The sequence below is a fragment of the Shewanella algidipiscicola genome, assembly GCF_003605125.1.
Classification (GTDB): domain Bacteria; phylum Pseudomonadota; class Gammaproteobacteria; order Enterobacterales; family Shewanellaceae; genus Shewanella; species Shewanella algidipiscicola.
This window is the reverse complement of sequence record NZ_QPQT01000019.1, coordinates 48,841-70,035: the sequence shown is the minus strand read 5'-3', so window position 1 is coordinate 70,035 and position 21,195 is coordinate 48,841. Positions and strand designations below refer to the sequence as shown.

Genomic DNA, 21,195 nt, shown 5'->3' with positions numbered 1-21,195 from the left:
AACTTTTATATCAAATTCAAATTACTTAAGCAAAGTTTGAATGAAGCTTTACTCATAAAATGTTCTGCTAAATAACCCATTTCATTGGCTATTTAGATCTTTACCGACAGATACCGCTACAACTGTGGGTATCTGTCAGATTTTACTTTCATGTTACTAATCCTAACCCTAAAGCTTCTTCCTTGCCGTTTTGGCAATCTCTCCACCGTCTAACAAGTAGTGCCACACAAGGGTTACCAGCAAGTTGATTGGAGCGAACCCAGTCAACATCAATTAATGAGGCAAGTAGCTCAGTATTCATTTCTCCTTGGAGTGCGTGCCATTGGCGAATACTTGGTTGTCTAGTTAGTTGTAATTTAGGCGGCGCTAAGCTTCCTACAATGTAATAGCCTTGCTCAGGGTCATGCCATAACCTTTGAATGCCAGGAATGTTTCTTAACCAGGCTCGAATGTCTTGCAATGGAATACCAAATACTCTTGAGGCAACTTTGGCCCAAGAACCGCTGAGGCTTGAACTTACAATTTTTTTGGGCATTTCACCATCAGTTAACTTATTGTTCATCACACCTAACAGTGCTTTAAATGCATGTTGCTTTAGTTCTTTGTATTCAATTGATGATCGGTTTTCCTGCCATAAAGTACCTAGTGCCTCATGCCAGCATGTTTTAATATCATCAAGCTGTGCAAGTAAGGTATTTGCACTTTTCTCTGATAGCTCACCTTCTTCCTTCAATTCATTAATATGCTCTTCTAACATATCTCTTTCAGGTAACGGCCACTGTTTTAATGGCAAAGAGATATTCTGTGATTGGAGTTCTTGCAGTGTTTCTTCAAGGTGGTTCGGAAGCATATGAGGCGTATCGTACTTGGGGTCTTGGTAGTAGATAGAAACAGATTCCGCTTTATGTATAACAATGGTCTGCCTGCGAGCAAACCTAGCATACTTTTCTGCATCACTACCAAAACCTTGCATTACCACCTGTGGTTGGTAGCTGTATGGCCATTCTCTACTTAACAATGCAAACAGCTGCTTTACAGAGGTATTAAATTTACCCAATACTAAATCACAATTTTTCTCATGCTCCACTATGGTTGGATTAAAGGGGGTGAGAACTGGTCTGTCATTTAGAACTGTAAACAGGTAACCGTCGGTTATAACAACAAGCTCTTCAGTTAGAACGTCACGCTCTTCAGGAAGCATTGAGCTTAATTTGACCTGATCATCATGTAGCAAATGCTTGATACTTAATTCTTTGATGACAATTTCTAAATTGCGTTTCAGTGCCTCCATCCTGCTGTCTGTCTCAAACATAGATGGAGCATAGTTATAGTATTCGTCTTCAGGTACTAAGTATGTTTCATCACTATCTTCGTCGCTAATTTCATTAATAAGCTTGGCTTCGATGGAGTCACCGTCTAAGTCATATGGGTTTACATTGATGTGCTGGCAAGCGGCCTTAGTGCGAAGTTTAGTTGTGAGAGGGTAATGGTCTTCAATAACACCAGGATATTGATCTAAAAGAACTAAAATTGAATCAGACTTACTGAACTCAAGGCTATCAATATCTTGAGGGTCACAATTAGGTAAAAGATGAAGTTGCGTGTTAATACTTTTTTCAGATAGCGCTTGATTAAGTGGTAACAACATTTGCTCAGCCGATATGTTCTTTGAGAACCGTAGGTCGAGCACAAGAACTTTTTCTAGCAATGCTACACTAGGCATTGTATTTCGAGTTTTTGGACCTTGCTTATATTTAGTCTTGAGAGGTAATGGTCTGAGGTTTAAGATTTTAGGTTTTAGGTTAAAACCATATTCTTGGGCTTTATCAATCAATTCATCTTGAATAGGTTTAAGCAAGCATGGCCAGCTGCCCTTGAAGGCATCTGCATTAGAAAGATCAATAAATGCGCGTTGCTTTCGTTTGTTCTTATTTTTACGTATTTCTGAATACACAGGCCCGGAAGGTTTTTCACCTTTTTTAGGTATCCAGCGCACTAAAACGTTGTTCTTATCATATACCCACATAGAGTTGCGGTGTTCTGCGTTGGCTTTTGCGCTGTCTAATACACGAAGTGGTACATTCTCATGAAAGAGAACTACTTCGGTCGTATTCCTATCCCTGCGTTGTTGAGTTCTACAATCTAAACTGATTGCATTGACGCCTGTACTTTTTTTAGTGTTCCAAGTATCTATTTTAAGAAGAGGCCTACCTAATGTATGACTTCCTTTGCAATGAGTCCCAAATGCAGATACTTTGCGCATTATCAAACGTATCCAGATGGGGTTCATTTCAGCGGAGTATTGGACTTTCTCGGGGCGAATTTTTATGCCGTCTTTATTGAGAATAGCCGGTGGCTTAGTGGTTTCAGAATCCACAGCTACAAACAAGCCAAATTGCCCTTTGTAGCTGCGCATCAAATATGGGTAGTAGCGATTAGAAAGCTCTGTGTCTAAGTGTTCTTGCCACTCCTTCCATCGATATGATTTGTTCAATGGATAATGGTAAACCACTAGTTTCTTAGCTTTTTCAGCGTCGATTTCACTGTCTAAGTAAATTGTGTGAGAAAGGGGCAATTCTCTTACTATTTGATTGTTATTGCTCACCTTTTAGTCCTCTTTCTTGTTTTGTTGTTCAGAAACCAAATCCACAAAGTGGTTGAAGCCAGTGGTTACAGTATCTTTCGCATCATGACCTATGCAGCCATTAAGTACGATAATGTCCGCCTCTATAACAGACACTTGCTTTAATTGTTCGTTAAATCCTACAAGTGAAGCATCATGCTCAGTACAGACAAAGTTGAGTATGGCTAGTTTGGTTTCGAAGCCTTCCGCATTTCGAATTGCTTGTAGTTTACTAATTAATCCAAGTGGAGCTTTGTCAGGTTGAGCACCATTTATTAGCCATTCTTGGTATTGCTCATCAGTTTTATCGAGGCTGTCACTTCCCCAAAATTTTGCATCTACTCTAAAATCAGTTTTTGAGACTGTAAAATCATAAAGCTCAAGTACACTTTGGTGATTTAAGGTTGTGTGAGTGGACACGTTTTGCGAATGCAATAAAGCTCGTATTGCCTCTTCACCCAACCTCCCTTGTAAAATTCTTTGAGTGATGCGAGGGTGGAGGACATATGTCTCCTCTAATTCACAAGCTATAGGATACATTGAGGTCCTGTAGCCCTTTTTGTTGAACCAATCTATGATGGCGCTGTGTGACTGAATGTAGCTGTATAGTCTGTCTGGACGATAGGGGATACGGTTCTTACCTGGCTCACTGAAAAACTGCCATGTTTCAGGATCGTACCAGATCTCTGAGAATGAACTGCTGTGAGTTGGTTTTTCAATACAAGCCCAATCTTTTAATGGTGTATGAATGCCATAAACAAAGCTTTTTGGGTTCCAAGCATAATCTAGTTGCAGCACGGCACGCCCCAACTGTGTCCAAAGTTTGGCTATGTCGTCCGTAATTTCTGGATACTCGCGTGACTTTCGAATTGCTGGAATTAGCTTGTCATCAATAATACTGACAGCGTTTTCACCAGTCTGACTCGGCGTAAACATTGAACTGAAAAAATCGTTAGAAGATTCATCATCAATGGAAGTTAGCTTATCGAGAAGTTTTTGGTTTAAGTCACTTAATATTTGTCTATGGTTGGTATAAGAAGGCAAGGCTGTAAATTTAATTAGGTCTTGAGCCAGCTGATGCGAAACGTATATTTCAACGTCACCAATATGATCCCAAACTCGTTCCAAACGACCAACTTGTTGCTGTATGTCTGCCGCCGTGTTTTTTATGTAGTCCGAGCCCTTTTTATAAACAGAATTATTTAGCTGAGATATTTGGTAACCAGTTCCATCCATTACTGCTGAAATATATTTCCTATGCTCCTTTCTAGAAATTTCACCGTACCTGCGAAGTTTATCTAAATTTCGCATTTGATAACCCGCATGTGCCATTTTGTCTAAATTTTCATCGCTGTTATCCTGCGGTGAAAAATAGTAGTGACGAGACTCAAGTATGTATACACATGTAAGGTCCATACTTTTATCATTGGTCAGTTTAAAGTCTAAGTTGATGCCGTTGGTTGCTGAAGCCGTTTGGGTAATAATTAGAACAGGATATTCTGCATCAAATGCAGCTTGGTAAGCTTCTTTAAATCCAGGACGTTTTTGGCATTCAGCGTTTAGTAGGCAGATAGTGATGTCTTGTTCATTTACGCTAATTGGAATGAAAACATCTTTGAATAGAGCCAATAGCTTGTTTTGGTTGAATTCTTTGACAACTTTTTCGTTTGTACATAGCCACTGAATGCTGTTGCGGCTAGCTTTTGCTTCATCTTCTATTAACCATTTGCGAAAATATTTCGTTGAATTTACATAAGCGAGCTGGCCCTTATGCTTTTCTTTCGTGCCAGCTACTGCAATTACATTGATAAGTTTTAATAGTGTGCTTTCTCTATGTTCCTTTGCGCTGGTGGAAATACTGCTATCGGAGTCCTGAAAAAATTCGGGAACTAAATTAGAAAGAACGTCGATTTTCTCCTGTTGGGATAACTGGTCGTCAAAACCAGAAACAGCTACTTCTAGGTCGGTTTGTCGTAATGTTGCCTTTTTATCACTCAGGAAGGCGATCATATTATTTTGACGTTGTATATCAGCGTCTGATTGGCAGTAAGGTATAGGTCTTTTACTCCAGTCTTTTGGTTTATCTTTGAACTCATATCCTAAGTAGCTTTTCTGGATATCAGGCGTTCGGCATTCTGCAATGTAACGCAATGCAGAGTTGAGCCAACGAATATCGAAATGACCAAGGGCTCTTTCAATATACGATGTTGCAGATAAGCCAAATACTAAATTTCGACTGGCTAATGAAAGTAATAATCCTTCGGGAGTTGTCGGTAAGAAAGCTCTTCGGATCTGAATACGCAAGCGGTCTAGATCATTTTTTTGATCATTTTGCTTCAGTTGCCAATTAGTAAGTCCAAATATGTTTGCATGAGTATTGGGTAGGATATTGCTCTTTCGAAGACTGTTAAGCTCTGGCAAACTAGTTTGTGGTAAAGAGAACAATGACATGCTTGGTAAAGCGCTGCTGTAGTGAGAAGGGCGATAGTCATTAGCTGCGTCAAACAGTAAACTACTCAATTCTCTTAATAAATCTTGTTCCTCACCATCTGAAGAAGAAAAGTCTGACAGCATTAAACTAAACTGGCGTATATATTTTTCCATTAGTCGAAGGAATTTATCTATATCGATTTCGTCAGATGTCAGTTTGTCGCCGTAATGCCTTTCTTTTACTGCGAATCCATGAGAGGCTTGAGCCATCGAAAGTTGGCTGCTAGTGACCAGGTGGTCAGCTCGAAATAAATATTGAGACTTAAATGACTTTCCTTCTAGATGGTCCTCTGCTGGTATAACTAGAGCCCTGTCTTCTTTCAAATTAATGTTGTTTTCTTTCAATTCATCTTCGAGATCATCTAATAATTTGGTAAGCCTTTCTCTGATCTCGGGAACTCTGCCATCTTCGTCAAATAGCATCCTTTTAAGTAATCTTCGACCACCATCAAGTAGCTGCCCTAAGCATTCAGGCGGCTCATGTACCAGTTGAGACTGGGCAAGTAATTGCTGAAGTACATCAGATTGATAATCAAATTCATCAACAAATATAACGTGGTCTTTTAGGTCGTTACTCGATATACGTACTTTTTGTACGCCATCGTAAAAGGAAGAAAATAGTTTCTGTGTTGTCATGATTAACAGGTGTTGCTTATCATCATGCCATGCAATGCCTGGAAATATTCGGCGAACCCAGTCGTTACTTCTAAAGGCATGGAGTTTACTCTTCACTACCTCTGCTAATTTAGCGTCATCACCATATTTTTCTTTTACCTTCTTAGCTTCATTCTCAAGAAGTTTCATGTTTTTCAACAGCATAAATTCAAGTTGTGCACAAGAACGTTGTAAATCTTTTTTCATCAGGCGCGAATATTTACCTAACGGAGCTGAAGACTGAAAGCTGTTTTTCTCCAATATATTTGCTTCACGCATTATTTTACGGGCGGTTTTCTGTATGGCTGAATATCCCCATTTGTCATGGGGTAACAACCCCTTGTCATTCAAGGTTATCAAAGTATTTTGAGGATCTGGTAAATCTTGTGATTTGACATCTACTTCATGAGGAAGAGGCTTTCTTAGTAGGGCTGAGATGATGTTTTCATCCTGAGCGTAGATAATGCTTGCCGTAAGGGCGGATCCAGTAGAATCCTTGCTCTTTATGACATTAGCGTAAACGTCATGAAGAATATTCCATCTATGGGTGACAAAAATGGACTGGTGCTTTGTTGAACTTATTTGTTCGAGTGCGGGTGGTAGCCCATCGTCATTACCATGTCGGTATAGGGCACTGCTTTTGCCGCCTCCGGTAGGACCTTGTAGCATGCAGAAACCTGCGATACCGCGTCTACCTGTTTTACGAGATTTTGGGGATTGTGATCCTAAACGGAGCGCTTGGGAGAGAGTATCTTCAATAATCGCATTATAGGAACGCGCAGACACACTAGTTGTCATATTACACCTCATTCATTTCGGGTTATCGAGGGTGATTAAAAAACACTTATTAGGTGTTGTAGCAAATTGTAGTTGGCTGAAATTGCACCAACAGTGCCTAAATTACATCCAATATATCTGTTCAGCAAGTTAAAAACCTAAAAATTTTTAAAAAAGTCTTAAATTTTTTCACTTTTTTGATCCGAAAAAAGCTTCCACATTGAATCGCCACTACTTTACTAGACTATTTTTAGCCTCATTAAAATGGTGACGTTTTGATGTTTATCAACGGCGCACCTAGCTAGGCAGTAGCACTCAGTATTTGGCGCGAAAAACTCCCATATTATGAAATGAAAATCCAGAACCTATCACCAATAAGTTATCGTGATCGTGGGCCTTGGTAAGCCATTACTTTTCTTTATTGGTATTTTGTAGGATTAATTTAATACTTGGCGCCATGCATTAGATGTTATAGCGAACACTGTGTTTTGTCATTGTTGGTTTGTAAAATTAGCTTTAGCTTAATATTAAATCGATGATAATTAAATTCCTTATAAAACAAGAGTTGATATTTCGACGGTTACATTCAGTAACGCTAATTAACTATTTTTATAAAAATTCCAATAACAAGTTGCTCACACTTTGTTTCGTTGCTCCCTCTGTTAAGCATTGATAATATCCGCGCACTTTCAGCTTTGAATACATTTATATGACAAATCATGATTATACTTCCTCCCAACGTCCTATTTTGGTTCAAGGGGCGATGGACGTAGAAATTGAAACGTTGGTTGAAGCTCTCGATCAAGTGACAGTAAAAACGTTTGGGTCATGGACTTTCTGGCAAGGTCAAATTAATGGTCAATCGGTAGTGGTTTCTCGAACCGAAATCGGTTTAGCTAATGCTGCGGCGGCGACAACTTTGGCTATGGAGCATTATCAGCCAAGGCTCATCATCAACCAAGGCACAGCCGGTGGGCATGATCCTAAGTTATTTCGTGGCGATATAGTGGTTGGCATCAGTAGTTTTAACATGGGCTCTTACAAGACTGAGTACACAGAGAAAGGTCAGGGGATGCACCCAGCCAACTGGCAAAACTTTGATATGACAATGTATTTGCGCGAAAACGGCCAAGTAGTTAAACACAATCACTTTAAGGCGGACTCAGCCTTGGTTGAGCTGGCAATGTCCTTGGCTCACACCTATGACAAGGGGCAAGTGGTCACAGGTGTGATTGGTACGGGTGATGAGTGGAACCGAGAGGTAGACCGGATAAACTGGTTCCATCAACATTTTAATACGTCCATTGAAGAGATGGAGACGTCAGCAGCCGCTATGGTTGCCGAAGCCTATAAAGTCCCATTTGTCAGTATTCGTGTATTGTCTAACACCGATCAGCATGGTCAAGATTTTGAGCCTCAAACGGCCGTTGATTGCCAATGTTTTGTGCTAAATATAATTAACGCATTAAATAAATCAAATTAGCAGGCTAATTAATGTGCTATTTCAAACTGAGTTAGCACTGAGCATGTTTATAACTATTTATTTGTGGACTTTATTTGATAATAAAGTCCAGTTTTGTTTGTTTATAATTTCCGGATTAAATTAATGCAAATCTTAGTTAGTATTTTAGGCATTGTTTCACTATTGCTTGTGGCATATATTGCCTCTGAAAACCGTAAAAAAATTAATTATCGAACAGTCGGTGTAGCGTTTTTGCTGCAATTAACCTTGGGTGCATTTGTTATGTACTCATCTGTTGGTCAGTCTGTAATTTTAAATATGGCGGAGGCTGTCTCGAATGTTATTGGTTATAGTAATGAGGGCATGTCATTTATTTTCGGCGGCCTAGTCAGTGATAAAATGTATGAACTGTTTGGTTCAGGTGGTTTTGTCATTGCCTTTAGGGTACTGCCAATCATGGTGTTTTTCTCAGCGATTTCAGCTGTTCTCTATTATTTAGGGGTAATGCAGTTAGTCGTTAAATGGGTCGGAGGCGCGCTACAAAAGCTGCTAAACACCAGCAAAGCTGAATCAATGTCGGCCGGAGCTAACATCTTTTTGGGGGTAACCGAGGCGCCACTCTTAATTAAGCCTTATATTCCTCAAATGACCCGTTCTGAACTGTTTGCCGTTATGTGCGGCGGACTCGCCTCGATTGCCGGTACCATGCTGGCTGGCTATGCCCAGCTAGGTATTAAGATGGAATACCTATTGGCGGCCTCTTTTATGGCAGCTCCTGGTGGCCTACTATTTGCCAAGTTGCTGATCCCACAAACAGAAAACGTTACCGATAACGAGCTTGAGGTTACTGAAGAAGATAAGCCTCGTAATGTCATAGATGCCGCGACCTCGGGCACCATGAGTGGCTTGTCATTAGCCTTGGCGGTAGGGGCTATGCTGTTCTCATTCGTCAGTTTGGTCGCCTTGATGAACGGTATGATTGGTGGCATAGGTGGCTGGTTTGGCATTGAATCTTTAAGCCTGCAAATGATCTTAGGCTATTTGTTTGCTCCTGTTGCGTGGTTAATGGGGATACCTTGGAACGAAGCCATATTAGCGGGTTCTTTTATTGGCCAAAAAATTGTGATCAACGAATTTTTTGCTTATATCAATTTGGCTCCCTACCTGACCGGTGACACATTAGTTGCAGCTACCGGACAACCAATGTCTGAGCGCACACAAGTGATCTTGTCATTTGCGCTGTGCGGTTTTGCCAATTTTGGCACTATCGCCATCGCCATAGCAGGGATTGGTAGTCTGGTGCCTGAGCGTCGCTCTGAAATTGTCAGTCTCGGCTTAAAGGCGCTGGTCGCGGGTATTCTGTCAAATCTAATGGCTGCCACCATCGCCGGGTTATTTATGTCTCTGGTATAAGCTTCTTAGGTGCAGTAAACCCTATTTAACCTTATGACGTAGCGCCCAGCAGTCAGGTTAGTCGCAACGAACAACAACCCAGCTTAGGCTGGGTTGTTTTTTATGGACTAATTTAATGCTGCTTAGTGAACATAAAAAGCCAAAAATATGGCTGCCCTGCCTTTTTGGGTCTGTTTTTGATAGCAGCGCAGCGCGGTAATGAATCTGCCAGCTTATGCTTGGTCGGGGTTGCATCTAGGATGGTTAGCCAGCAAAATCGACGCTTATCGCCAGCGTGACCCAAGGCTAACCGCCTCTGGAAAAGTAAAATTAGCGCTAACAACAAAGGCAAAAAAGGTAAAAGGGCAAATATAAATATGCAGCAAGGATTTCCCATTACGGTAGCGGCCGACGGCCAATTTTCCAGTTCGCTTAATCCCTTGTTGACCCAGCTGGAGATGTGGTTAAATTTTCAGGCGCTAAAAGCGGATTGGTACAGTAATGAAGCGTTCATCTTGTCTTTTAACTTTACCTTGGTTCGATCGCTAGCAGAGAAAGCCGAGCATCTGACAAGCGCACAGGCGGATACACAAGCGGGCATACAGGCAGAGAGTGAAAAGGGTGAAGCAAGCCCAGCAGTCGATCTTGAAAAGCGTTGGAGAGTCGAATTGGGTTATGCCTACCAGTATGACAGCAGCAAGCTAACGACCACGGCTTTTATTGCCGTCGATGATTTGGCGCGGGGCGGCGTTGGTATCGAGCAGGGAATAAAGGCGAGACTAGTTGCAGTGGCTAATGCGGTTGCACATCAGTATGGCCTCATTGCTTTAATTGCTGCTTAGACTTGATAATACTGCCTCAGTTCGAAATTTTCGCATTGCTCGAAATAAGGAGTTTGACTGGAGTCAACTCCGCGGCTAAAACCCCAAACTTCATTGTCTTATCATCGTCAGTGACGCAATTATCGTGGGGAGGGACGTCATTTGATTTTGGCTTGTGATATAGTGCGGCTAGAGTAAGTTACTTGAAAAGAAGTTTGTTTGCCCTATGGGATTAGAGATTGATATCAAATCACTAGTGTTAAACTATTTGGTTGAAAAAAAAATAGTTGGCTTTGCTGATCTTGTTATTAATGAGTTTACTTTCGGCGGCTTTTCTCGCCGAGTGGACTTAGCATTTATAAAAAACAATGAGATGTATGGCATTGAAATAAAAAGTGAATTTGATTCGCTAACTCGTTTGGATGGTCAAGTTAAAGAATATTTAAAGGTATTCGATAAAGTAATTGTAGTCGTGGCGACCAAGCATGTATTTAATGCTATTAAGCTTTTACCAACGTCCGTCGCACTGTGGGAGTTTAATGGTGCTGAGTTGAAAGTTGTTCGTCGAGGTAAAAAGGTAAGAATCACCGACAAATCGACTTTCATAGATTTGATGAGAGTTGCTGATTTAGTAAAACTTTCTAACTTATTTGGTTTGCATTGTGAGACGAAAAATAGGCAGGAGTTGTCACGTGTTGTTGCAGGTTTGCCAACGAACAAGCTAAGAATCGCTGCTTTCGATGCTCTTTTTCGTCGTTACTCAGACGGAGTTAGACTGTTTTTCAACAATGTGGAGAACCGAAGAGTTGAGAACAAAGATTTGATCATATTGTCTCAAAGTCGAAAAGAATCAGCGAATAGAGAGCTATCAGATATTTTAGATGACCTAAATAAAAACTTACTTGAACTCTCTCTAAGCTAAGGTACTCTTATGGTTAGTTTATTAGTCTTCCCAATCTTCTTCTGTATTGAGCAAACTTAAATCACTTGTGTAATGTATTTGTTGATATAAGTGAATATTGATTCTAACTGCAGTCGATCTGTTTGGTGAAGTAATACAGTATTTGTCTTTGAGTTCTACAGTCTTTTCGATCATTTGGACCCCCCATACACGTAGAGATGAATCCCAATAATCACTATTAACAATTTCATTAGCTGCTTGCTTGTATAGAGCGTGCTTTTCTCCTTCACTAACGTTATCTGAATCTTCAAATTCTTTTCTAACATAGCGCCAATCATTCTTTAGAGGGTAGTCGATTCTTGGTGGGGGAAGTCCACCTCCTCCATTCGTTTTATTCGCTCTAGCGCTGCCACGATCCGAGTAAATTACTCTAATATCGCCACATTGTTCGCATACCGCGGTATGTAATTGTCGTTCATAAATTGGAAGTTCACCTCTGTATGAACCACTAAAGCTAGAAGGAAATGAGGAAGCCGACGTTGAAAATATTGCGCTAGGTAAAAGCGAACTTAGTTTGGATACTAATAACCCATATTGTTGACTTTGGAGGACATCACTTCGTTTGATATCTTCAAAATCTAAGATTATGAAGATTTTATTGTACTGACTAATCATCAAAGATTTAATTATGGTATTTATTTTCTCAGTACTATCTTTTTTGATTTTTATCCGTACAACGATCCCTCTACCTAATGAATATAAGGATGCAATTTGTTTGCCTATTTCTTGTAATTCATGAGTTTGCAGTGTAGGAATTGCGTTGTTAAGGTTTTCAATATATTTAACCCAATTCTCATATCCGTTTTTCGGTTCAAGCAATTTATGTACTTCTTTAAATACTTCCCTTTGAGAGTCTGGATTCGCAAGGTATTTTTTATTGTTGAAAACAAAATCGTAATCGATATCAGCAATCCATAGGCGGTTACCGATTGATTTTTCTATTCTAGATATTGTGTTTTTAAGGGTTTTAGAGCCAAGCCACCCTTTTAAGGGAAATATCGGTAATAACAGATCCTTATCCTTGTTTGGGAGCTGTTCAAGAGCGCTCATTTCTGCAGTGCTCAGAGCCAGTATTGGTGAATACTTGTAGTGTTTATCTATCATTTGCCCCTCACTCTAGACCTAGTCTTATTTTTAATGCAGTCTTTGACACTTCGAGGTTAGCTGCAATTGTTTCATATAGTTGTTCACCTTTCATTTCTGTGGAGTACTTTCCTATCAGGTCACGAACTATTTCTATAGGCATCAATATGTCAGCAGCTAGTGAATCAGCTTCTCGTTCTATTTCATTAGATAAGTGGGAGCGGTATAGCGGAGTGTCTTGAATACCATCTTTCAATAAGTGTCGATGAAGTAGGAAATGGGCGATTTCATGAGCGATAGTGTAGCGCTGACGGGCCTTGACGTCATGGCTATTAACTCGAATCGTGACAATACCATTTTCTTCTTTAATTTCACCAGCCAAATTTCCATGCAAAGTCGCTTTCTTAACAACGATACCAAAGTGTTTTGCTAATTTTCCTACAGCGATAGGAGAACTTGTATGATAAGAGGAAATCACTTTTTGTTGTTGTTCAGTGAGTGTTTTCCATTCAGTTGAGTTTGTCATGCACTTTACCTTTAAAATTTCAAAGAAGCTTTCTATCAATGTCTAACTGCTCAATACTCTGTTCATCAATGTCTAACTCATCAAGTAGTTCTTTGGCCCTTTTTTGTTCAGGATCATTTGAGTCTTTCCTTAAAATAATGTCAATTGCATCTTGCAAAGGTTCTCGTAACTTCCCGTCATTAATAAGTTTTTCCAATTCATTCTTTACAATACTGTGAATCATCTCTGTAGTTGTTTTTTCTGCTACTAACTTTGCTTCTGTTGCAGCACTGCACTTTGTTAGGTCTTTTATTTCTTTATATCCCCAAAAGGCGAAGCCTGCCAGCGCCAAACCTACGATGGTTAGTAGAACTGCCACGCACGTTATCGCTATAGCTGCCCAATCGGCATAAGTGAAGTAGTCATCTTTATTAGCAATGGTATTTAGCGAGTATTCAATTGACTGAATTTTGTCTACTAATTTAGCGATCTCATTGCTTGGTAAATTATTTGACAGTTTTTGAATTGACTTTTGTTGTGCATTTAAAGTAATACGAATACTCTCAATATCGCTTTTATATGTAGATGTTATAAGTGATTCTTTAGGTGATGGCTCAGTTACGCTATTACTTTCGTTGAGGTCTTTAGCGAAAGCTGAGACTGATAATAATGTGGCAAGTACCAAAATAGGTGTTAGCGTGATTATTTTGAGTGAATTCAGTTTTGCAAAAGTTATAGACAATGTAGAGCCTCTGTTCCTAGATAAGCAAGTGCATCAATGTGGTTAGGCAAACTTTTTAATCCTAGAAAAACTCTGCCAACTACCAGTTGTTTGAAATGTTTTAACGAGATCTAAAGGGGAGGGCATTGAGTCGTTGTTTGCTGGCGGCTTGTATTGATAAGCGCTGGGCGGTGTGACTCTTGAGCTAATGCTTCTTCCTTGATTCTTGTTGCTATACACAACTCGCATTCCGTTTGTTTTATCGACAATAACCTAATTTTATTGTGGATTCCATTACTTGTGTCAAATTTTTTGCTAAGGATTACTCATTAAAAAGAATGGCTTGTATCGCTTATCTCTCTTTGCTCTTTCTTGTGAGTTTGCCTGTTATCTAAAATGTCAGCCTTTTAAAGGCTATCTCCGGTAATCCCCCCTAATTCAACTCCGAAGTGTTGGCATCAATTGATGAATACTAACTTTCTCGGCTAGCGGTTATAAATGGGATCGCTTCTACTTCGGGTTGTGGACTTATTGTCTGAATTCGGGATCGAATGACTGTGCGAACCGTTTCAATGTGATAACTGCGTTTAGCGTCGAATCGAAGGAGAGGAAGGTCAGCGGTTTGGCAGGCGTCTTCGACCAGTTGGTCACGTTGTTGTGTTTTGGTTTGCCTGTGGCTTTTGTCATCGAGTTCTATGGCTGCGACCACGGCTAGGGTTTGTTTGTCGCACAGCACGTAGTCGAAGTGTTTGCTGCTGATTTTATTAAAAGCAATTTGCCAATGTTTGCGGGTCATGCCCTTTTCTGGCGTAAGCACATCGGCGATGCGAACCTTGCCAAGTATTCGATATTGCTCACCTACAGCTTGGTCGAGTATGCCAAGGAAGGAGCGTTCTGCTGGAGTGAATAAGACTTTTTGTTTGCGGTAGTGGTAGCTGGCATCCTTTGAAGGCTTGAGTAGTAGACTCAGCAACCGGAGAAGGAAGATCGCGACCAGTGCAATGATTAATGGGTATAGGTTACTTAGCGTCATAAAACTTCCTTGTGCTTTAAGTCCCAGGCTTGGCAACTAAAGTGAGCCAGTGCAAACGCGATATCGATTTACGCTGCCTCACATCGTATTTGTCTTACTTTTACTTTTATCTCACATCGCTGTCTGGTTTGCTGAATCTACCTGCATCCAATCGACTTGAACGCCGGCTTGCTCAAACATCTCTTGGCTGACTTTAATTTTGTCGCCCCAGCGCGACAGAAAGTCATCGCTGGGCTGTGGGCTATGCACGGCGCGCAGTCCGGTTTGGATGATTTTGGCGGCGCAGTTAGGGCAGGGGAAGTGGGTCACCCAGATCTCGCAGCTACTTAAATCGCGCTTGGCGTGGAGAATGGCGTTCTCTTCGGCGTGCAAGGTTTTAAGCAGTTTCATCTCGCGGTTATCGGTTTCGGCGCTATCAGATATGCCGTGGGGGTAGCCGTTAAAACCTAAAGAGACGATGCGATTGTTTTCGGTGATCACTGCGCCCACTTGGGTGGAGGGATCTTTACTCCAAGATGCTACGAGCTCGGCCATCTGTAAAAAACGTATCGCCCATTTTGTCATCATCGAGTTGGAGCTCCTATTTTATAGTGCTGAATGCATTAATTTATCTAGGCGCTATTCTCTATGGCGAACAGCGATAAATCAACCACCATTTAGCGCCTTAATAGCATAACCGAGTCAATAGCGAGTGGCTTTGGGTCTTGCGACTGCGACGCATTATTTGAGCTCGGTAAGCGTTATCCTGCTACCTAAACCAGTTATCTAAACAGAAAGGCTTTGAGCTAACCATTTGCTGTGGTCAGAATGAAAAAAGCGACCTGTTGGGGTCGATTTAAACTTATTGGTAGGTGGCCTGCTACGCTGCTAATTGGCCATAGCTTCCATCGGCTGGAGCTTAGCGCACGTATCATAGTTTTGCTGGGTGCAAAACCTCATTGGGGTGTAAATCATTTTGTCATATTGTTGTTTTGTGACAATTTTATGGAGAGTCAATATCGCTTTTCGTCCCATTTCATAGGGGCTTTGACCAATATTTATATGAGCCAGCTGCTCTTGTAACATGGTTAACTGGCGGGGGGCTGCGTCGGTCATAATAATGATCACCTCTTTGTTATCAATTTTATCTTTGAAGGGGGTGATCATGCTGCGATAAAGGTCGACATTATTTTGCGGCCAGCCTCCAACTGCAATAAAGGAATCGGCTTTTATTGGCTTACCTTTCATAACCGACTCCATCTGTTTAACGGCCTGTGTTAGCTGGTCAAAATTCGAAAATGGCTCGCGCACCTCAGTCCATCCACGATCGTTTTTAAGTAATAGCCCAGGAGCTGCGTCATAGCTTTTGCCCGATAGTGCCGAACGTATGCCCATAATTCTCTGATTTAAATTGGGCGAGTCTGGTCGTCCCGTTTGAATTACCAGAGTTCCACCATTGGGACGAAGTTTTTTTAACTCTTCACCTAGCGCCTTACCTAATTCAAAATTGTCGGTTCCTATGTAAGCTAAACGCAAGCTGTGATAGTTGTTTTGGGGGGAGATATCAAAATCAGAGTCATAGGTGATAATAGGGATGCCCGCTTTTTTCGCTTTTTTTAGGCTATTTTCTGCGAGAAATTTTGATTGCGTCACCGCTACCGCAATACCGTCTACCCCCTCATCGATCAGCTGTTCTATGATGCGATCTTGCATTCTTACATTGGCGACTTTTGGTCCTCGATATATGCATTCCACCCCCGCTATTTGAGCTGCAGCCTCTTTACAGCCATTGCCACTTTGATCAAAAAAAGTGCTGTAAAACTTGGGAACAACAGCAAACCTTAAGTCTTTTCCGCTCGCTGAAAATATGGGTAAGAGGGTCAATACGATAAATATTACAAGTGCTCTTGCCACACTTTCTCCTAGAACGAATAAAAACATGAATTAAACTTTAGCATTACATGTAACTCCAAATGTAACAAAGTCATTCGGTTAAAGATAGATGTCATGGCATTTGATGGACACGGTGTGAGCAATATTCTCGTTATGGCAATCATAGTCAATCGCTACACTGTTTACCCTAGGGCCTAAGGCGAACAAGGCTTAACGGATTTCATGAGTTGTTGAAATGACGGGCATTGTAAGTGATCCGATTGTGGACAGCTTGCCACGTGGTTAAGGCTGTCCCGTATTGCTTGTAATCGCTTAATTTGAACATCAATCTCTGATGCTTTTTGAGCCAGTAAATAGCGGTCTATGGATAGTTCATCAGACTCATTAAACATCGTCATTATTTCGTTTAATGATAATCCCGCCATACGCGCAAGTGAGATGAGATTCAGCTTGTTTATGATTTTTTTGGCGTATTGACGCCTAAGCCCTTTTCGACCATTTGGCTGAATTAAGCCTATTTTTTCATAATATCTCAGTGCCGATGGGGCTAATCCAGATAGGCGCGATACCTCTGCAATATCCATAAAATTTACCCTTGACTTAAAGCCGACTTCAAGTTGTAACATGCCAGCACTATATCAATTTTGCTAAAGAACACAAAGGGGGGTAAGGGATGGATGTTGGGGTTTGGTTACAAGTCATTTTAGTGGGGATCGTGGCCACTGTGGTTATGGATATATGGTCTTGGCTACAAAGGAATGTGCTGCGCATTCCCTCTCTTGACTATGGACTCATAGGGCGTTGGGTGCTCTCTATGTTTAGGGGGAAGTGGGTGCATCGACCTATCATGGTGACGCCAGCAATTAAGGGGGAAACTTGGTTAGGCTGGTTCTTGCATTACTTGATAGGTGTGGTTTTTTCTGTAGCTCATCTGTTGGTCTTTGGCATTGCTTGGCTAGCCGATCCAACGTTACTCCCGGCTTTGTTAACTGCGCTTGCAACGCTAGTGTTGCCATTTTTTGTTATTCAGCCATGCCTTGGATTTGGCATGGCAGCAAGTAAAACTCCTGCACCATGGAAAGCTCGATGGTTGAGTTTATTGACTCATAGTGTTTATGGAGTCGGGTTGTTTATTGCGGCGCAATGCTTGAGATACTACCCCTAAGTACTAGATGATGCGCTATCGAAAATAGCCACTGTGTATGTCTGACTATTACTCTGTCTTTCCAACGTTACCGAGCGCAGGTATTTATTGTATACGACAAATTCAGTTAAAAACGTATTGCATATTTGGTCATCATTAGTGGTAAATTGAAATTTGTATTGTGGAATGTAGTTAGGTGAAATTTTGATGAATAACAATATATTAGTCATCAATTAAGCGACCTTATTTGTGTATTTGCTATTGATACAGGTAAAGGTGGGAGGCTGGTATGAAGTCACTTTACGCGAAGCAATTTAGTGCCGCCACTTGATACATTGTTAGAATAATCTCGATATTTGTGATCGAGATCTCGTTCTGTGGACGTCAATGTTGGAGGCTTGTTTCTATATTGCATCAGCTTGTTTTTTTGAATAAAAAAAACAAAGGCTTATTTTTTTGTTGTTTATTTTCACTTTTAATGGTCGTAACGTAAAAAGGTATGCTTTGTAACATGTCCACACCAAGCCGCTGATATTTAAGGTTGTTGATGGTTTTTTTGTATATTATTAGGTTTGATTACTGTCATTTATGGCTGTAAAATAATCACTTTAAGTAGTTTTATTACAGCTTTTTTCGTAATCAACCTTTAACCTACCTTTATCGCACACCTTAAGGCCACTATGTTTAATAATGCTAAAACCAGCACTCTGACTGCTTTGCCCTCTCTGATCGCCAGTATTTTACTCATCATCATTGGTATTTCATCTTATCGAGGTTTTACCGATCTGGGGAGCACCAGTGATCGTTTAGTTAACAACACACAACTAGTTGAAACCTTTACTAGTATACGTTCAGAATTTTTTGAAATTCGTTTAGCGAGTCTAGTTCACAACGAGCAAGGCATTATTAAGCATCAACAGAAAATTGGTAAACTTGTCGCCAAGCTCCCAGAATTTGAGACCAGTTTTCTGGGCAATAAAGCCCGTGAAATGTTCACCTTACAGCCACAAATTGACCAATATATTCGTCTCTATCGACAAGAAGTTGCGCTTGCTAAACAGACTGAAACTGAGGCTAAACTGAGTCAGGAACGTCGTGAATTAGGCCCCAAAGTCAGTGAAAAAATTGATGAGCTTGTCTCTCTTGTGACTGTGCGTAATCATGAACTGGGGACGCAAGCTGGCAATAAGATTGATATTACCGAGCGTCTTTTATTTGGATTAATATTATTTGCCATTGTCGCTTCACTACTGAGCGCCTTCTTCATGAGTAAGCGTTTAGTGCAGATTGTTAATGAGATTAAGTTTGTGATGGAAAGGCTTGCTAATGGTGATCTTACACAAAAGACACACATTAAGGGCGACAATGAGCTTTGTTCTCTTGCGGCAAACCTAGATCGCGTTATCGATAATCTGCGTAATATTATCTCCGACATTACCCAAGCATCGGATCACATGTCAGGCCAAATTGAGCAGCTGAATGTGCAATCTAATACTAATAACGTGGCGCTCCAAACTCATGCGATTGAAACCGATCAGGTCGTGACTGCCATGACAGAGATGACTGCAACGGCGCAAAATGTGGCTGGTGATGCTGCCGCTGCGGCGCAATTTACTCAACAAGCTAATGCGCAAGCTGATAAGTCTAAAGTGGCTGTAGAGCAGGCGACCGATAGAGTCGTCGCCTTAGTTGGTGAAGTGGATTTGGCGGCGACAACCATTGGCGAAATGAATGAAAATACGCGTCAAATTGCCTCTGTGCTCAATGTGATCGGTGATATTGCTGAGCAGACGAATCTGTTGGCGTTAAATGCGGCCATCGAAGCGGCGCGTGCTGGTGAACAGGGTCGTGGTTTTGCTGTCGTCGCCGATGAAGTGCGTGCGCTTGCGGCGCGTACCCAAGCGAGTACTTCAGAGATCAATACTATGTTAGAGCGCCTACGCAGTGGGGCTGAACAGGCGGTCGCTGCGATGGAGCAAACGAAGCGCAGTTGCCAAGAGGCGGCCGATGATACCGCCCTAGTCACCGACAACCTCGATGGACTCGTTACTCACGTGTTTGATATCAATGGTCTCAGTAATCAGATTGCGACCGCTGCCGAGGAGCAAAGCGCGGTATCGGAGGAGATCAATCGTAACTTAAGTACTATTCGTGAGATGGTCGATGAACTTAACCATAGCGCCAGTGCAACCTTATCCAGCGCTACATCATTGGCGGCGACCAGAGAGCAATTGAGTGCTGTAGTGGCTAACTTTAAGTTGTAGGCATCGCTGTCGGCTAGTCGTAATGGCTTGCATCTGATGGTGAGCCATTGTTTGCCGGCATGTTTAGTGAGAACAACTCTGAACCATAGTTTGATGCGAACGGCTAGCTTAACTTTTTTATCCACTTTTAGATTTTTACTTATCGTTTCAATCCTGCGTTAAGGCAAGATTGATGATCAATAAGGCCGCATATTATGCGGCCTTATTTTTGGTTTTTACGCTTAAAATATATCTTAACGATAGAAAGCTTCAACTGTCCCTTTTACGGTCAACAATAGCGGTTGACCGCGACGGTCTAAGGATTTTGACGGGATTTTAACCCAACCTTCACTGATGCAATACTCTTCTACATCGAAACGCTCTTTACCGTTAACACGAATGCCGATGTCGTGTTCGAAGATCTCTGCCACATGGTGTGGGCTACGAGGATTAACGGAAAGGCGATCCGGTAAGGCGGGTTGTGCTGCTGGTGTGGCTGGTGTGTTAGTGTCGTTCATGGTCGTTGTCTGTAATGAATAAAACGTGCGCTATTGTAGGCAATACTGGCCCTTTGCTCAAGAAATTAACCTAGCAATATTAGGGTTAAATATATGATCCATGACGTCATAGTGATAGGGCATAGCGTTGAGGGCGCCGCGGTGGATTAGCCTAGGGGTTGAGCCGCACATCACAGCGGTTAGTTAGCCACAACTCATGCTTGGTCATCACCTTGCTGAACATGTTGCTTTGTAGATAATCAGTTAACCATTGGCGAACGTGTGGGTAGGGTGACTGCAGATACCATTGGCGCTCGACGCGGGCAAATTGGCGAATAAACGGCAGCAAGGCGATGTCGGCTAGGCTTTCTCTGTCGGCCATTAGGTATTGATGCTGGGTTAATCGTTGCTCCAGCTGGGCGATATAACCTTGGCAAGCTTCGCGGCGTTCGATGATATTGGTTTCGCTGTAACGCTTAGCGCATTTGTAGTTTTCTAGGCAGCGCTTAAACCCGGTATCAAAGCGATAGATTAAAGTTTGCATGTCAGCGAGCATCTCATCATCCCCTGTGAACAGCAGATCGTCTGGGTCATTCATGCTCAGTGCCCACAGCATCACCTCAAGGCTTTCTTCAATCACAGTGCCATTTGGGGTGATTAACACTGGCACCGTGCCCTTAGGCGATGCCGCTAACATTTCGGCGGGTTTATCACTTAATACGATATCCCGTAGCCATACCGGCTGCTGGGATTTATAAATCGCGATTCTCGCCCGCATGGCGAAGGGGCAATTTCTTAGCGAATAGATAATAGGTAAGCGACTATTTTCATTCATTTTAAACGCTATCTCTTGATCACTTATTTACGAATTTGCTAATGCTTGATCTACTTTAACCATATTCATCGGCAAAATATAC

General features: G+C 41.5%; 17 protein-coding genes. 6 read left to right on the top strand and 11 right to left on the bottom strand.

Going from position 1 to position 21,195, the window contains the following annotated elements; all coding sequences use genetic code 11:
- Positions 1–148: 148 nt before the first annotated feature.
- Both DVO77_RS17460 and DVO77_RS17455 read right to left on the bottom strand, forming a co-directional pair.
- Entirely contained in the window at positions 149–2,605 is a 2,457-nt protein-coding gene (locus DVO77_RS17460) for a hypothetical protein (RefSeq protein ID WP_119979204.1), read from the bottom strand.
- 3 nt (positions 2,606–2,608) lie between these two features.
- A complete protein-coding gene (locus tag DVO77_RS17455) occupies positions 2,609–6,565 on the bottom strand; it encodes a hypothetical protein (protein WP_119979203.1) in 3,957 nt (1,318 codons plus the stop codon).
- A 688-nt stretch (positions 6,566–7,253) separates the two neighbouring features.
- Here DVO77_RS17455 and DVO77_RS17450 point away from each other — a divergent pair.
- The 4 genes from DVO77_RS17450 to DVO77_RS17435 all read left to right on the top strand — a co-directional run bounded on the left by DVO77_RS17450 (position 7,254) and on the right by DVO77_RS17435 (position 11,141).
- A complete protein-coding gene (locus DVO77_RS17450) occupies positions 7,254–8,027 on the top strand; it encodes a 5'-methylthioadenosine/S-adenosylhomocysteine nucleosidase (protein WP_119979202.1) in 774 nt (257 codons plus the stop codon).
- Between the two features lie 123 nt (positions 8,028–8,150).
- Positions 8,151–9,419 (top strand): NupC/NupG family nucleoside CNT transporter, encoded by a 1,269-nt coding sequence (locus DVO77_RS17445; RefSeq protein WP_119979201.1) that lies wholly within the window; start codon positions 8,151–8,153, stop codon positions 9,417–9,419.
- Between the two features lie 356 nt (positions 9,420–9,775).
- On the top strand, positions 9,776–10,240 hold the full coding sequence (locus DVO77_RS17440) for a hypothetical protein (protein WP_119979200.1): 465 nt from the start codon (positions 9,776–9,778) through the stop codon (positions 10,238–10,240).
- A gap of 205 nt (positions 10,241–10,445) precedes the next feature.
- Complete coding sequence (locus tag DVO77_RS17435; protein WP_119979199.1) at positions 10,446–11,141, top strand: sce7726 family protein; 696 nt, start codon at positions 10,446–10,448, stop codon at positions 11,139–11,141.
- A gap of 21 nt (positions 11,142–11,162) precedes the next feature.
- On the opposite strand, the gene DVO77_RS17430 is transcribed toward DVO77_RS17435, so the two are convergent.
- The 7 genes from DVO77_RS17430 to DVO77_RS17400 all read right to left on the bottom strand — a co-directional run bounded on the left by DVO77_RS17430 (position 11,163) and on the right by DVO77_RS17400 (position 16,978).
- Entirely contained in the window at positions 11,163–12,284 is a 1,122-nt protein-coding gene (locus tag DVO77_RS17430; protein ID WP_119979198.1) for a beta family protein, read from the bottom strand.
- Between the two features lie 7 nt (positions 12,285–12,291).
- Entirely contained in the window at positions 12,292–12,789 is a 498-nt protein-coding gene (locus tag DVO77_RS17425; RefSeq protein ID WP_119979197.1) for an ImmA/IrrE family metallo-endopeptidase, read from the bottom strand.
- Positions 12,790–12,808: 19 nt separating this feature from the next.
- Positions 12,809–13,510 carry a hypothetical protein gene (locus DVO77_RS17420; RefSeq protein WP_119979196.1) on the bottom strand — a complete coding sequence of 234 codons (702 nt, stop codon included), beginning with the start codon at positions 13,508–13,510 and terminating at the stop codon, positions 12,809–12,811.
- A gap of 451 nt (positions 13,511–13,961) precedes the next feature.
- A complete protein-coding gene (locus tag DVO77_RS17415) occupies positions 13,962–14,522 on the bottom strand; it encodes a DUF2726 domain-containing protein (RefSeq protein ID WP_119979195.1) in 561 nt (186 codons plus the stop codon).
- A 111-nt stretch (positions 14,523–14,633) separates the two neighbouring features.
- A complete protein-coding gene (locus DVO77_RS17410) occupies positions 14,634–15,089 on the bottom strand; it encodes a dCMP deaminase family protein (protein WP_119979194.1) in 456 nt (151 codons plus the stop codon).
- A 300-nt stretch (positions 15,090–15,389) separates the two neighbouring features.
- Positions 15,390–16,442, bottom strand: a complete 1,053-nt coding sequence (locus DVO77_RS17405) for a substrate-binding domain-containing protein (protein WP_373317415.1) — start codon at positions 16,440–16,442, stop codon at positions 15,390–15,392.
- 146 nt (positions 16,443–16,588) lie between these two features.
- Positions 16,589–16,978 carry a helix-turn-helix domain-containing protein gene (locus tag DVO77_RS17400; protein WP_119979214.1) on the bottom strand — a complete coding sequence of 130 codons (390 nt, stop codon included), beginning with the start codon at positions 16,976–16,978 and terminating at the stop codon, positions 16,589–16,591.
- 89 nt (positions 16,979–17,067) lie between these two features.
- Between DVO77_RS17400 and DVO77_RS17395 the strand changes: the two genes are divergently transcribed.
- Together DVO77_RS17395 and DVO77_RS17390 are read left to right on the top strand one after the other, a co-directional pair.
- Positions 17,068–17,559, top strand: a complete 492-nt coding sequence (locus DVO77_RS17395; RefSeq protein WP_119979192.1) for a DUF2938 family protein — start codon at positions 17,068–17,070, stop codon at positions 17,557–17,559.
- Between the two features lie 659 nt (positions 17,560–18,218).
- The gene (locus tag DVO77_RS17390) at positions 18,219–19,802 is read left to right on the top strand and encodes a methyl-accepting chemotaxis protein (RefSeq protein WP_119979191.1); all 1,584 of its coding nucleotides are present in this window, start codon (positions 18,219–18,221) and stop codon (positions 19,800–19,802) included.
- A gap of 233 nt (positions 19,803–20,035) precedes the next feature.
- Here the strand turns inward: DVO77_RS17390 and DVO77_RS17385 are convergent, their stop codons facing one another.
- Positions 20,036–20,299 (bottom strand): DUF3297 family protein, encoded by a 264-nt coding sequence (locus DVO77_RS17385; RefSeq protein ID WP_119979190.1) that lies wholly within the window; start codon positions 20,297–20,299, stop codon positions 20,036–20,038.
- A gap of 151 nt (positions 20,300–20,450) precedes the next feature.
- Positions 20,451–21,113: a glutathione S-transferase gene (locus DVO77_RS17380; protein ID WP_119979189.1), complete on the bottom strand. Its 663-nt coding sequence runs from the start codon at positions 21,111–21,113 to the stop codon at positions 20,451–20,453.
- Between the last annotated feature and the right edge of the window lie 82 nt (positions 21,114–21,195).